This window comes from Streptomyces albofaciens JCM 4342, assembly GCF_008634025.1.
Classification (GTDB): domain Bacteria; phylum Actinomycetota; class Actinomycetes; order Streptomycetales; family Streptomycetaceae; genus Streptomyces; species Streptomyces albofaciens.
The window spans coordinates 1,432,100-1,445,002 of the sequence record NZ_PDCM01000001.1; the positions used below are offsets into that span (position 1 = coordinate 1,432,100).

12 protein-coding genes and 2 tRNA genes are annotated in these 12,903 nt (G+C 71.9%); 6 read left to right on the forward strand and 8 right to left on the reverse strand.

Annotation, left to right across the window (positions count from 1 at the left end; translation table 11 throughout):
- Nucleotides 1-197 precede the first annotated feature (197 nt).
- Complete coding sequence (locus CP973_RS06610) at nucleotides 198-878, reverse strand: FadR/GntR family transcriptional regulator (protein ID WP_150238408.1); 681 nt, start codon at nucleotides 876-878, stop codon at nucleotides 198-200.
- A gap of 136 nt (nucleotides 879-1,014) precedes the next feature.
- Nucleotides 1,015-1,088 (reverse strand) — tRNA-Lys (locus tag CP973_RS06615).
- A 332-nt stretch (nucleotides 1,089-1,420) separates the two neighbouring features.
- Between CP973_RS06615 and CP973_RS06620 the strand changes: the two genes are divergently transcribed.
- From CP973_RS06620 to CP973_RS06645, 6 genes are all read left to right on the forward strand, one after another.
- A complete protein-coding gene (locus tag CP973_RS06620) occupies nucleotides 1,421-2,737 on the forward strand; it encodes a peptidoglycan-binding protein (protein WP_150238410.1) in 1,317 nt (438 codons plus the stop codon).
- Between the two features lie 368 nt (nucleotides 2,738-3,105).
- Nucleotides 3,106-4,584 carry an SPFH domain-containing protein gene (locus CP973_RS06625; protein WP_150238412.1) on the forward strand — a complete coding sequence of 493 codons (1,479 nt, stop codon included), beginning with the start codon at nucleotides 3,106-3,108 and terminating at the stop codon, nucleotides 4,582-4,584.
- A 96-nt stretch (nucleotides 4,585-4,680) separates the two neighbouring features.
- A complete protein-coding gene (locus CP973_RS40360; protein WP_150238414.1) occupies nucleotides 4,681-5,607 on the forward strand; it encodes a C40 family peptidase in 927 nt (308 codons plus the stop codon).
- A 45-nt stretch (nucleotides 5,608-5,652) separates the two neighbouring features.
- Nucleotides 5,653-6,771: a hypothetical protein gene (locus CP973_RS41350; RefSeq protein ID WP_150238416.1), complete on the forward strand. Its 1,119-nt coding sequence runs from the start codon at nucleotides 5,653-5,655 to the stop codon at nucleotides 6,769-6,771.
- 246 nt (nucleotides 6,772-7,017) lie between these two features.
- Complete coding sequence (locus CP973_RS06640; protein WP_053695344.1) at nucleotides 7,018-7,611, forward strand: lytic polysaccharide monooxygenase auxiliary activity family 9 protein; 594 nt, start codon at nucleotides 7,018-7,020, stop codon at nucleotides 7,609-7,611.
- Nucleotides 7,612-7,807: 196 nt separating this feature from the next.
- Complete coding sequence (locus CP973_RS06645) at nucleotides 7,808-8,395, forward strand: lytic polysaccharide monooxygenase auxiliary activity family 9 protein (RefSeq protein WP_150238418.1); 588 nt, start codon at nucleotides 7,808-7,810, stop codon at nucleotides 8,393-8,395.
- 80 nt (nucleotides 8,396-8,475) lie between these two features.
- Here the strand turns inward: CP973_RS06645 and CP973_RS06650 are convergent.
- The 6 genes from CP973_RS06650 to ehuB form a co-directional block, all read right to left on the reverse strand.
- Nucleotides 8,476-8,549: transfer RNA gene (locus CP973_RS06650), tRNA-Lys, on the reverse strand.
- Nucleotides 8,550-8,661: 112 nt separating this feature from the next.
- Entirely contained in the window at nucleotides 8,662-9,420 is a 759-nt protein-coding gene (locus CP973_RS06655) for an IclR family transcriptional regulator (RefSeq protein WP_150238420.1), read from the reverse strand.
- A gap of 299 nt (nucleotides 9,421-9,719) precedes the next feature.
- Nucleotides 9,720-10,535, reverse strand: coding sequence for an ectoine/hydroxyectoine ABC transporter ATP-binding protein EhuA (ehuA, locus tag CP973_RS06660; protein ID WP_003986794.1), 816 nt, complete (start codon nucleotides 10,533-10,535; stop codon nucleotides 9,720-9,722).
- Nucleotides 10,525-11,178 carry an ectoine/hydroxyectoine ABC transporter permease subunit EhuD gene (ehuD, locus tag CP973_RS06665; protein ID WP_150238422.1) on the reverse strand — a complete coding sequence of 218 codons (654 nt, stop codon included), beginning with the start codon at nucleotides 11,176-11,178 and terminating at the stop codon, nucleotides 10,525-10,527. Before ehuD ends, ehuA begins: the two co-directional genes overlap by 11 nt.
- The gene (gene ehuC, locus CP973_RS06670; RefSeq protein WP_150238424.1) at nucleotides 11,175-11,906 is read right to left on the reverse strand and encodes an ectoine/hydroxyectoine ABC transporter permease subunit EhuC; all 732 of its coding nucleotides are present in this window, start codon (nucleotides 11,904-11,906) and stop codon (nucleotides 11,175-11,177) included. Before ehuC ends, ehuD begins: the two co-directional genes overlap by 4 nt.
- Entirely contained in the window at nucleotides 11,903-12,835 is a 933-nt protein-coding gene (ehuB, locus tag CP973_RS06675) for an ectoine/hydroxyectoine ABC transporter substrate-binding protein EhuB (protein ID WP_150238426.1), read from the reverse strand. Before ehuB ends, ehuC begins: the two co-directional genes overlap by 4 nt.
- Nucleotides 12,836-12,903 lie beyond the last annotated feature (68 nt).

Genomic DNA, 12,903 nt, shown 5'->3' on the forward strand with positions numbered 1-12,903 from the left:
ATTCGCATTTCATGCAGCGGGGTCCCCACTCCCACACTCATCGCAACCGGTGTGTCACCCAACTTGAGCGCGCACAGGCTCAGTTGGGCTCCAGTATCCCGTCAGGGTCCCGGACCTCAATCTTGATCGCAAGGGTGAAACGAGGAGTTTACCGGGCATGTAAGTGCATTGATGGACGGGTTGGGTCGCAGGGGGCATTACTTCGGCCCTGAACTGCGCAGCCGTTGGCGGATGTTGTCGAAATGGCGGCGTACGGCCTGCTCAGCGCGCTGGGCGTCACCGCCCCGTACCGCCGCGAGGATGTCCGCGTGCTGGCGGTGGGTCACCCGGGGGTCGGCCCCCAGCCCGGCCAGATCCGTACGGACCCGGTGGAACGCTTCCCAGAAGGCGTCCAGCACCTCGCTCAGCAACCGGTTGCCGAGCCCGCGGTAGAGCGCCGCGTGAAAGGCCCGGTCGGTGTCGGCGCGCACCGCGCCGTCCGCCGCCTCCGCCGCCATCCGCGCCACCAGCTCGTCCAGCTCCGCGAGGTCCGCCTCGGGCACCTGGCCCGCCAGCCGCGCGACGAGCCCGGTCTCCACCGCCTCGCGCAGCTCCAGCAGCTGGAGCAGGCTGTCCTCGCCGCGGTAGTGGCCGGCCACCGTACGGAAGGCCAGCCCCTCGGTCATCGGGGCCATCGACATCGGCCCGACGTAGGTGCCGAAGCCGTGCCGGATCTCCACGATGCCCATCGCCTGGAGCGCCTTGAGGGCCTCGCGCACGGAGTTCCGGCTGACCCCGAGCAGCGCCATCAGCTCCGTCTCGGTGGGCAGCGGGGCGCCGGGGGCCAGCCGCCGGTCGATGATGAGTTTCTTGATCCGCTCCTGGATGTCGCGCGCCATTGTGCGACTGTGCACCCCGATCACCGTTTTGACCAGCGAGCCACCGGCCCGGCGCCGCAAGGCGGCGGGCCGCGCCGGCCGGGCGGAACGCAAAGCACCGAGGCCCCTCGCTGCTGCGAGAGGCCTCGGTGTGACGTGCGCCGCCAGGGACTCGAACCCCGGACCCGCTGATTAAGAGTCAGCTGCTCTAACCAACTGAGCTAGCGGCGCGCGCTGACGAAGAAAACTTTACACGAACTCCGGGGGTGCTCCCGACCACCCGCCCGGCCGTCCGGACCGGCCGAATGTGTGACCCGCGTCACCGTCTTTCCGGGGGATTCGCGGGACGGGGCCGCCGGGCCGGAATCCCCTGGGGCGCCGGGGCGGAAGTCCCGCGATCTCGGGACCTTCGCCGTTTCGCGCGCCCGTTTTGGTCTGTGAGTATCGATTCGTGGTACAAGATCATCAGTTGCCCCGTCAACATGCGGTATCTCCTGCCAGTTGAGAAGCTGTGGCAGGTGCGAAGGCGAACGGGAACGGAACGGGCCTGGAGGGGAACTGAAATGGCAGTGCCGGGATTCGTGGAATTCGACCCCGCGGACAGCTGCTCCTGCGGCGGCTGCGTCCAGGGGCGGCGCGCGCTCCAGCGCGTCCCGGCCGTCCGGGACGGCGGTCACCCCGGCGCGCACGGCGCCCGCCGCGCCCTGGTCCTCGTCGCGACCGCCGGAACCGTCCTGAGCAGCGGCGTTTCCGGTGCCGGGCTCGCCGTGGCGCTCGACGCCCCAGGCGCCGCGGGCCCGGCCGGTGCCCCCGGACGGACCGGCGTGATCCGTGCCACAACCCCGCAAGGCCAGGTCGGCGGGCTGTACGGGGGAACGGGCACCGGGCGCGGCGTCACCGCGGCGGCGCACACCCTCCGGACCCTCACCCGGGACCAGATCATCGCGCGGGCCCAGCGCTGGATCAGCGCCAAGGTCCCCTACGACATGCATCGCTACTGGTCGGACGGCTACCGCCAGGACTGTTCCGGATTCATCTCGATGGCCTGGAACCTCGGCGGCAACCAGTGGACCGGAAGCCTCGCCCAGTACGGCACCCGCATATCGAAGAGCGAATTGCGGCCCGGCGACATGCTGCTGTTCCACAACCCGGCGAATCCGGGGGCGGGCTCCCACGTCACCCTTTTCGGCGGCTGGACCGATTCCTCCCGTACGCACTACATCGCGTACGAGCAGACCCGGCCGCACGCGGTGAAACGGCCCACCCCGTACGCCTACTGGAGCAATTCCACGCGGTACGTCGCCTATCGCTACCGCGGGCTGGCCGGCGGCGGCACTCCGGGCGGCGGCACGGACACCGGGACAGCGGCTTTCCCCGGCGCCGGGTATTTCGGGCCGGGCGCCGACAACGCGTATGTCACCCGGCTGGGCCGGATGCTCGTCGCCCGCGGCGGCGGCCGGTTCTACACCTCCGGACCGGGGCCGCGCTGGACCGCCGCGGACCGCCGGGCCACCGAGGCGTTCCAGCGGGCCCAGGGCTGGACCGGCGCCGAGGCGGACGGCATTCCAGGCCCGGCGACCTGGTCGTACCTGGTCAACGGCGTGGGCCGGGACATCGGCGGCGGCCCGCCCGACGGTGGCGGCACGGCCTTCCCGGGCACCGGCTGGTTCCGGCCCGGCCAGTCCAACGGTTACGTCACCAGCATCGGGAAGCGGCTGGTGGCCAAAGGTTTCGGCACGTACTACACCTCCGGCCCCGGACCCCGGTGGACGGAGGCGGACCGCCGCAACGTCGAGGCGTTCCAGCGGGCCCAGGGCTGGACCGGCCGGGACGCCGACGGCTACCCCGGCCCCGAGACATGGCGGCGACTCTTCCGATGACGGAGCGCACGATGGCGACGAAGACCACGACAGCGGACACCAGGAACGGGACGGCGGGCGGGGCGCGGAGCGAGCCGGCGGACGGGCCGGACGGCCTGGACGGGGCGGACGGTTCGGACGGGACGAGCGGTTCGGACGGGACGAGCGGTCCGGACGGGACGGGGGGTCCGGACGGGACGGGCGGTTCGGGCGGTCCTGACGGGACGGCGCGCGAGGTGGGGGAGGGCGGGGGCGCGGGGGAGCCGGCAACGCGCGGTGGGATGCCGGAGACGGGCCCGGAGGGCGGTTCCGGGGCGGCGGCGGAGCGGGCTGTTGATGCCGGATCAGCTGTGCCCGAGTCCGCTCCTGACCCCGGGTCAGGTGCAGACGTGAAGCGCCGCACCACGGCCCAGCCCTCCCTCTGGACCGCGCGTGCCCGCTCCGCGCGGTACGGCGACGGCATCCCCATGGACATGCTCTTCCGCGCCGAGCCGGAGGCGGAGCCGGGAGCGGAGACGGGGAAGCCGGGAGAGGCGAAGGAGTCGAAGGCGGCGAAGGGAGCCGAGGCGCCGGACGACGCCAAGGCACCGGACGGTACGGACGGCCCGGCCGCCGCACACGCGCCGGCCGCCGTGGCGTCCGACGGCCCCGAGGATCCCGACGACGTCGACACCGCCGAGCAGCCGCCGGTACGGGCTCCGCTCGCGGCCCCCGCGTCCGCCCGGGTCACCCCGGCGGACGCCGCCGTGGCGGGCATCACCGCCGCGACCGGCCTGCTGGACACCGCGGAACGCGCCGCGCTCGACGGCGCCCTCGGCGTGGTCGACGCGGGCAGCCGCTTCCGTACCGACGGCGCACCCGGCACCGGCGGCGACCGGAAAGCGGACTCCGGCACGGCGCCCGGCCGCCCCGCGTGGTTCCGCGAGTTCTCCGGAACGGCCGAGCGGCGCGCCCCCGAGGAGGACCCCGGCGTGGCCGAGCGCCGCGGCTTCTCCCTGTCCGGCTGGCTGGCCGTGTTCGTCGGACTGCTGGCCATCGCCGCCTCCGTGGCGTTCCTGTGGTGGCGCGGCCTCCTGCCCGCCTCCGTCGTACGGGCCCTGGGCCTGGACATCGCCATCAGCCCCGCCCCGCGGCCGTGGGAATGGGCGGTGGCCGGGCTCGGCGGAGTGCTCGCGCTGTGCGCGTTCGGCGGGCTGGCCCGCGGGCGGGTCGGCAGCGCCTGGGTGCTCAGCCTCTTCGGGCGCTACCGCGGCAGTGTGCGCCGTACCGGCCTGGTGTGGATCAGCCCCCTGGTGCTGCGCCGCCGGGTGGACGTACGGCTGCGGCACTGGCGCAGCGAGGCGATGCCCGCGGTCGACGCGCAGGGCATCCAGCTGCGGGTCGTGGTGCTCGTCGTCTGGCGGGTCAGGGACACCGCCCGGGCGCTGCTCGCGGTCCGGGACCACACCGCCTACCTGCGCGAACAGGTGGAGGCGGCGATGGCGCGGGTGCTCTCCCAACTGCCCGCCGACGCCTTCCACGAGGAGACGCCGACGCTGCGGAACGCGGAGGCGGTCGGCGAGGCCCTCACCCGGGCCCTGGCGGCGGACTGCCGCCCGGTCGGCATCGAGGTGTTCTCCGTGCAGCCGACCCGGATCGAGTACGCGCCGGAGGTGGCGGCCGCGATGCAGCGGCGGCAGATCGCGGCGATCGACGCCAAGCACCGCGACAGCGTGCTGACCTCGGTCGTGGACGCGGTCGACGACACGGTGCACCGGCTGACCAGCAGAGGGCTGGTCGAACTGGACGACTACGAGCGAAAAGCCCTGGTCAAAGACCTGACCGTGGCGTTCTACACGGCGCGCGGCAACGCCGCCGCCAAGAGCTGACCAACCGACCAGAACCAACCGGAACCGACGAGAACCGACCAGAACCGACGAGAGCGGCCGACCGGAGCGGAACACGAGCGGAGAGGCAGGCAGGACATGCGGACACCGGAGTTCGTCGAAGACATAACGGATGGGTGCGGGTGCGCCTTCTGCGCCGGGGCCGCGGTCGAGTCCGCCGCGCGCCACGGCGGCAGCCTGCCGCGGTGCACGGTGCGCGGCGCCGTCGCGGCGGCGGTGGGCGCGGTGACGCTGGTCGGCGCCGCGGCCGGCGTGGCGAGCGCCGAACCGGCACCCCGGCACGCGGGCTGGGACGGCTCGAAGTACTGGTACAAGGACGCCACCGGCTGGTGGCGGTGGACCAGCCACTACGAGAAGTACCGGCGGTATGCGGGCGGTTCGGGCAGCGGGACCGGAACGGCGTCCGCCTCGAACGGGTCCTCCGCCGCGCCCGCGCGTGGCCACAATCCCCGTCCCACCTTCCGCGGCCGGTCCGGCTGGGACGCGACCGACCGGGTGTACTGGTACCGGCAGAACGGCAGCTGGTGGTGGACCAGCCACCGGGAGCGCTACGAAGCCCGTACCGGCGCGTCGGGCGGGACGGGTGGCGCGCGCACCCGTACGGAACAGAGTTCGCGCAGCAGCCAGGGCACCCCCACCCGGTTCGGCACCGAGGCCGCCGTCCAGTGGGCGATGGCCCAGCTCGGCAAGCCCTACGCGTGGGGCGGCAACGGCCCGTCCGCCTTCGACTGCTCCGGCCTGGTCCAGCAGGCGTACCAGCGCGCGGGCATCTCGCTGCCGCGGGTCGCCGACGCCCAGTACCGCGCCTCGACGCCCCTCTCACGCGACCAGCTGCGCCGCGGCGACCTGGTCTTCTGGTCGTCCAACGGCTCCGCCTCCGGCATCCACCACGTGGCGGTCTACCTCGGCGGCGGCCAGTACCTGGAGGCACCCCGGCCCGGGCGGGCGGTCCGGGTCTCGTCCTTCGCCGCCTACCGCCCCACCTTGTACGGGCGGGTCGGCTGACCCCGCCGTACGCGCAGACCCGCCCCTGAAGAAAGGCCGCTCGTCATGGCGCCGACCGCCCCCACCACCGTCCTGGCCCCGCCCGCCGAACCGACCGCCGACCCCGCCGCCGACATACCCGCGCCGATACCCGACCCGCTGGTCCACGGCTTCCTGCCCGCCCGGCCACCCGTCCGGACCATGGGCGGGACCTGGGCGTGGCTGAGCGAGCTGGCCGGGGCCATCGCCACCGCCCCGGACCGGGGCGCCGCCCGCGCCCTGGTCGCCGACGCGGGGCGGGAGGGCATGCTGACGGCGCTGCGGCAGCGCGTCTCCCGCCTGTCGCCGCGCAACGCCGACGCCGCGTCTCTGCGGGTCGCGGTGATCGCGGCGGCCTGCGGCTGGAGCGGCCTGGACCCGCTCGCGCCCGGGTCCCGGCACGCCGCGGACCCGGCGTTCCTCGACCTGTGGTCGGCCGTCGCGCACCGCGTCGGCCACCAGCAGTTCGTGGCGCTGCCCACGCTCGCGCTGCTGAACTGGGCGCCGGAGCGCAAGCCGCGCCGCCACCTGCCCATCGACCAGCTCGCCCGTACCGAACCCCTCGTCCCCGTCGTGAGCTGGTCGCCGGAGGGGCGGCCGCTCGGCCGGCTGGACCGGCTGATGCTGGCCAGTACGCGGCTGGAGGCGCACGGCATCTGGCTGTTCCGGCTGGCCGGAACGCTCGCCGGACGGGACCCCGGGGACGCGTCCACCGGGACGGCGCTGCGCCGCCTGGTCCGGGTGCAGCACGCGCTGCGCGCCCAGCTCCAGTCGGAGGCGGCGGCGCTGCGGGCGGCCCCGGAACCGGAGTGGCAGGGGACGGTGCTCGCCGAACTCGCCGGTCTGGGGGCGCTGGATCCGCCGGTCTTCCAGGCGGCGGACGCGGTGCTCGGCATGGGCGGACGTCGGGCGGGCGACACCGGACGGCACCAGCTGCGCCGCCATCTGCCGGCCCGGAACCGCGCCTGGCTGAGCGCGTTGGAGCGGCACTGCGTGCCCGTGCGCACCCTCGCCCACCGGGGCGGCCCGGACGCCGCGGTCTTCCGGGAGGCGCGGGTATCGCTGATCGCGCTGCGGCGTACGTACGCGGGCCTGGTGCGGTGCGCCGCCCGACCGGCCGGGGGACCGCTGACGGCGGTGGCCTGATCCGGGGGTTCGGGAGGGGGTGTTCCGGCCGTGGCTGACCGGCCGTGCTGTGGCGCGATCGGGGCCCGGTGGCGGGCCGTGCGCGGGGGACCGTTGGGCCGGTTGTGCGCAACCGTAAACCGACCGTCCGCTTGTTATTGGTCTGGACATGTCCATGCGGCGTCACTAGTCTTCCCGTTGGTCTAGACCGCACAGCACGCAAGACAGCAGCTCATGGAACACCCCCCTCGTTCTTCAGGAGCAAGCATGCGCAAAAAGCTCAGCGCTGCCGTGGTCGGTCTCGGCGTCGTCGGAGTCTCCCTGTTCGCCACCAGCAGTGCGTCCAGCCACGGCTACAGCGACCAGCCCCCCAGCCGCCAGGCGCTCTGCGCCAAGGGAACGGTCAAGAACTGCGGCGCGATCCAGTACGAGCCGCAGAGCGTCGAGGGCCCCAAGGGCTTCCCGGCCGCGGGCCCCGCCGACGGCAGGATATGTTCCGGCGGCAACAGCGGGTTCAAGGAGCTGGACGACCCGCGCGGCGGCAAGTGGCCCGCCACCAGCCTCAAGGGCGGCCAGGGCTACACCTTCCAGTGGCGGCTGACCGCGCGGCACGCCACCACGGACTTCCGCTACTACATCACCAAGGACGGCTACGACCCGAGCAAGCCGCTCACCCGGGCCGACCTCGAACCGGAGCCGTTCGTGACGGTCCCGATGGGCGGGCGGCAGCCGGCCGCGACCGTGCAGCACCAGGGCACGGTGCCCACCCAGAAGCACGGCCACCACATCATCCTGGGCGTCTGGAACATCGCCGACACCGGTAACGCGTTCTACGCCTGCTCCGACGTCAACCTCTCGTAACCGGCGCCGGAGCCCCCCACGGGCCTCCCCGTCCTTCCCCCGGGGAGGCCCCGACCCCACGGCCCGGCCCCATACGGCCGCCGATCCGTCCGCTCCGCTCCCCTAGGCAGCACCGTCCGGCCGGAATATTCTGCTGGTTGGTCTGGACCGCAGTGCACTCAGCTCGCAGGAAACCCCCTCATTCCGGGAGCGAAGCATGCGCAAAAGGATCAGCGCGGCCGTCGTCGGACTGGGCATCATCGGCGCGACGGTCCTGTCGACCGGCGGCGCCGGCAGCCACGGCTACACCGACGCCCCCATCAGCAGACAGAAACTGTGCGCCAACGGCACGGTGAAGAACTGCGGCGCCATCCAGTGGGAGCCGCAGAGCGTCGAGGGCCCCAAGGGCTTCCCGAACGGCGGACCCGCCGACGGCCGGATCTGCGCCGGCGGCAACAGCCGGTTCAAGGAACTGGACGACCCGCGCGGCGGCCAGTGGCCCGCCACCAAGGTGAGCGCGGGCTCGTACACCTTCCGCTGGCGCTTCACCGCCCCGCACCGCACCACGGACTTCCGCTACTACATCACCAAGAACGGCTGGAACCCCGGCCGCCCCGTGACCCGGGCGGACCTGGAGCCCACTCCGTTCCTGACCGTCCCCTACAACGGTCAGCAGCCGCCGACCACCTACACCCACCAGGGCACGCTGCCCGGCGGGAAGACCGGCAGGCACCTGATCGTCGGCGTCTGGACGATCGCCGACACCGCCAACGCCTTCTACGCCTGCTCGGACGTGGAGTACTGAGCGAGACGGCGGGCGGATGACCGGCCCCGGAAACATGAATGGGCCTCTCGGAGCTGTGCTCCGAGAGGCCCATTCTCAGGTGCGCCGCCAGGGACTCGAACCCCGGACCCGCTGATTAAGAGTCAGCTGCTCTAACCAACTGAGCTAGCGGCGCTCGCTGACGAAGTAAATACTACCTGGTCCCGAGGGGTGCTGATGACCACCTCCCGGGCCGGGCCCCCGCGCGGGCCTGCCGGAGCCCCGCTCCGCGCCCGCGGCGCCCGGGCTCAGAGCGACAGGGACAGCAGTACCGGAGCGGCCCGCCGGTTCAGCGCGTCGGCGGCCTGCCGCAGTCGGTGGGCGTGCTCCAGCGGCATGGACAGGGCCAGACAGCCGACCGTGGCGCCCGCCGTGATCGGCGCCGCCGCGCACACCGTGCCGACGGCGTACTCCTGGAGGTCCAGCATCGGGACCGTGGGCGGCTGGCTGTCCAGCTTGTGGAAGAGCACCTTCTCGTTGGTGATCGTCCGGGAGGTGAGCCGGGCGGTCTTGTGGCGGGAGAGGTGGTCCATCCGGCCGTCGTGGTCCAGCTGCGCCAGTAGGCACTTCCCGACCGCGCTGGCATGTGCCGTACGGCGGAATTCCGCCCACTCGTTGACCTTGGGGGCGCGGGGGCCGTCGGCGTAGTGGAGGATCTTGACCTCGCCGTCGATGTAGCGGCTGATGTAGACCGCCGCGCCGACCGAGTCGCGCAGCTCGACGAGCGTGCGCTGGAGCTTGTCCCGCAGCGCCGACTCGCGGTCGCCGACCGAGCCGAGCAGTATGAGGGACTCGCCGACGACGTACGCGCCGTCGGCGACCTGCGCGACATAGCCCTCGCGGCGCAGCATCGCCAGCATGTGGGCGAGGTGCCCGGTCGGCAGGCCGGTCTCGCGGGCGATCTGCACGTCCGTCACGCCGTCGGCGTGCCGGGCGATGGTTTCGAGCACGCGGAGGGCGTACTGCACCGAGTGGAACGGCGCGGTCGGCTCGGGCTTCAGCGCCACGGTGTCCCCCTAGCAGGTTGTGACCGTTTGCGTCGCTGCCGTCGCTGGCGGTCACGACCATCGAACATTACCGGCCGATCGCGGGCAGCGGGGCTCGTACCACGATAGCGGCCAAAGCCGTCCGCAGGAGGGGGTCTTGACCGAAAAGGGGACCCTGCCGCTCGCCTGTACAGGAGAGCGTTCCTCTGGCATATGTCCGGGTCACACCGGGGCTTCGGGCGGCCGGTCGCGCCGCCGGGCGGGTGCCCGGCGGACGGCCGCGGCCGGGTCCGGGCGCCGCGCCGCGGCGGACCGCTCCCTCAGAGGACCGCGCTCAGGAACTCGCGCGTACGGTCGTTCTCCGGCTCACTGAAGATCTTCTCCGGCGTCCCGAACTCGATCACCCGTCCCTGGTCGAACATCATCACGCAGTCGGAGATGTCCCGCGCGAAGTTCATCTCGTGCGTGACGATGAGCATCGTGATGTCGGTGGTGTGCGCGATGTCGCGCAGGACGTCCAGGACGCCGGCCACCAGCTCCGGGTCGAGCGCGCTGGTCACCTCGTCCAGCAGCAGCACCTGCGGCCGCATCGCCAGGGCGCGCGCGATGGCCACCCGCTGCTGCTGGCCGCCGGAGAGCTGGGACGGGTACTTGTCGATGTGCTGCGTCAGCCCGACCAGGTCCAGCAGCCCGCGGGCCCGCTCCTCGGCGGCCGCCTTGTCCAGGCCCAGGACGTGCACCGGCGCCTCGGTGATGTTGCGCAGCACCTTCATGTTGGGGAAGAGGTTGAACTGCTGGAAGACCATGCCGATGTTCTTGCGGACCTCCCGGCAGTGCTTCTCGCCCGCCGGCACGAGCTCGCCGTTCTTCTCCTCGTGGGTCAGATAGGCGTCCCCGACCTTGATCGTGCCCTCATCCGGCTTCAGCAGCGTCATCAGCAGGCGCAGGATCGTCGTCTTGCCGGACCCGGAAGGACCGATCAGCGTGACGTGCTTGCCGGAGTAGACCGTCATGTCCAGCGAGTCCAGGACGGTGTGCGCGCCGAAGCGCTTGCTGACCCGGTCGAAACGGACCAGCTCGGGGCCGTCCTCCGCGGTGCCGACGGTGGCCTTCTTGGGAGTGCTGTCATCGGACAAGGCGACGCTCCAGGGCTCGCAGGAGAAGAGAGGTGGGGTACGAGATCACGACGAACAGGACGCCGACGACCGTGATCGGCTCCATGTAGTCGAAGGTGGTCGCGCCGATGCTGTTCGCCCGGAAGAGCATTTCCGCGACGGTGATCGCGGCCAGCATCGGGGTGTCCTTGAACATCGCGATGACGTAGTTGCCGAGCGCCGGGACCACCCGGCGGAAGGCCTGCGGCAGGATCACCGAGGTCCAGGTGCGCCGCCGCGGCAGGCTGAGCGCGGTCGCCGCCTCCCACTGGCCCTCCGGTACGCCGTCGATGCCCGCCCGGTAGACCTCGGCGGTGTACGTCGAGTAGTGCAGCCCGAGGCCGATGACGCCGGTGGCCAGCGCCGGAAAGGCCAGGCCCCAGCCCGGCAGCACGAAGAAGAGGAAGAACAGCTGCACCAGCAGCGGCGTGTTGCGGACGAACTCCACGACGACGCTGACCGGCCAGGTCACCCAGCGGCTGGGGGAGCGCAGCAGCAGGGCCCACACCAGGCCGAGCGCGAACGCCACCAGCGAGCCGTACAGCGTCGCCTGCACGGTGATCCACAGCCCCTGGAGCAGGTCGGGCAGGATGTCGCCGACGTACTCCCACGACCAGTTGTTCATGGCTTACCTCCGGGGGCGGTGATCACCTGGGGGCCCTGCCCGCCGATCGGCAGCCGGCGCGAGAACCAGCCGGACCTCTCCGGCGCGCGGCCGATCGACGCCTTGGCCCGGCGCTCCAGGAGGCGCATGATCCGGGTCACCACGAACGCGATCACGAAGTAGAGGACCAGGATGATCCCGTAGACCTGGGCGCTCTGGCCCGTGGAGAGCCGGGCCAGCTTGGCCTGGAAGGTCAGCTCCCCGATCGACAGCAGCGAGGCCAGGGCCGTGCCCTTGAGCAGCTCGATCAGCAGGTTGTTGAACGGCGGCAGCATCTCCGGCACGGCCTGCGGCAGGATCACCTTCCGCAGCCGCTGCCAGGGGGTGAAGCTCAGCGCGATGGCCGCCTCACGCTGGGCGGGTGCCACCGCCTGGACGGCGCCGCGCACCACCTCGGAGCCGTACGCCCCGTACGACAGCCCGAGGGCCAGGGTGCCCGCCCACATGCCGGCGAGCTGCCAGCCCAGCAGCGGGAGCGCGAAGAACAGCCAGAACATCAGGACCAGCGCCGAGGTGCCGCGGAAGAACTCCACGTAGACCCCGGACAGGAAGCGCACGATCCACAGCCGGGACGTGCGGGCCAGGCCGATGCCGAAGGCGACGACGGCGGCCAGCGCGGCGCTGTAGACCATCAGCTGGACGGTGATCCACACGCCCTTGAAGAACAGTTCCCACAACGCTCCGGTCACCGGGCACAGAGCTCCTTCGCCGTGAGGTCGGTCATGAACTCCTCGGTGAACCCGAAGGGCCGGGCGATGCGCAGGAGTTCGCCGCTCTTCTTCATCTTGTGCAGCTCACGGTTGAAGGCGTCGCGCAGCTCGGTCTCGCCGATCCGGAAGCCGTAACCGCCGCCGTCCCGCTGCGGCTTGCCGTCCACCACCGGCGTGAAGGGGCGGGTCATCTCCACCTTGGGGTGCTTGCCGGTCTTCAGCGCCTCCATCATGGTCAGCGCGGTGCCGGCGAAGCAGTCGATGCGGTCCGCCTCCAGCGCCTCCATGCCGGCGATCTGGTCGCCGTACGTCTGGATCTTCCCCTTGGCGACGCCGTTGCCGACCGCGTAGTCGATCTCCGCGTACCCGATGCCGGTGCCCATCCGGAGGCCGCCCCTGGCCACGTCCTCGTAGGAGGCGATCTTCTTCGGATTGCCCTTCGGCACGAGGAAGCCGTCCTTCGACTCGTAGTCCGGGTCGGAGAACAGGACGGCCTGGCAGCGCGCCTTGTTGATGAACATGCCGGCCACGATCACGTCGTACTGGAAGGAGTGCAGGCCTGGCACGAGCGCCTGGAACTCGACCGGCACCGGTTCGAAGCGCTGCACCCCCAGCCGCTGGAAGATCGTCTTGGCGACGGCGGGTGCCTCGCCGGTCAGCTCGCCCTGGTCGTTGATCGACGCGTACGGCGGCTCGCTGGCGATGCCCATCCGTACGACTTTCCTGCTGCGAAGATCATTGAGTAGGTGTCCCCCGTCCGTAGCCCCGGTGATGTCCACGCGCGAGCAACCGGTGGCGGCCGCTCCGAATGCTCCCGTCAAACCCAGCGCCGCCGCTCCTGCAAGCAGCGAGCGGCGGCGGAACCCTGATGCGTTTCTTCCTGAGCTGTTCCCCTGTGGTGGAGCCATGGGCGCGCCATTACCCGAACGCGTTGAAAATATGCCCATCGTTTCCGGCCCTTGACGGAAGCGGTGCG

Excerpts from the sequence above, each read along its gene's own strand:
- CP973_RS41350 (WP_150238416.1), top strand. The coding sequence starts at position 5,653 with ATGGCGCCGACCGCCCCCACCACCGTCCTGGCCCCGCCCGCCGAACCG.
- ehuB (WP_150238426.1), bottom strand. The coding sequence starts at position 12,835 with ATGGCTCCACCACAGGGGAACAGCTCAGGAAGAAACGCATCAGGGTTC.
- CP973_RS06645 (WP_150238418.1), top strand. The coding sequence starts at position 7,808 with ATGCGCAAAAGGATCAGCGCGGCCGTCGTCGGACTGGGCATCATCGGC.
- CP973_RS06610 (WP_150238408.1), bottom strand. The coding sequence starts at position 878 with ATGGCGCGCGACATCCAGGAGCGGATCAAGAAACTCATCATCGACCGG.
- ehuD (WP_150238422.1), bottom strand. The coding sequence starts at position 11,178 with ATGAACAACTGGTCGTGGGAGTACGTCGGCGACATCCTGCCCGACCTG.
- CP973_RS06640 (WP_053695344.1), top strand. The coding sequence starts at position 7,018 with ATGCGCAAAAAGCTCAGCGCTGCCGTGGTCGGTCTCGGCGTCGTCGGA.
- CP973_RS06620 (WP_150238410.1), top strand. The coding sequence starts at position 1,421 with ATGGCAGTGCCGGGATTCGTGGAATTCGACCCCGCGGACAGCTGCTCC.
- CP973_RS40360 (WP_150238414.1), top strand. The coding sequence starts at position 4,681 with ATGCGGACACCGGAGTTCGTCGAAGACATAACGGATGGGTGCGGGTGC.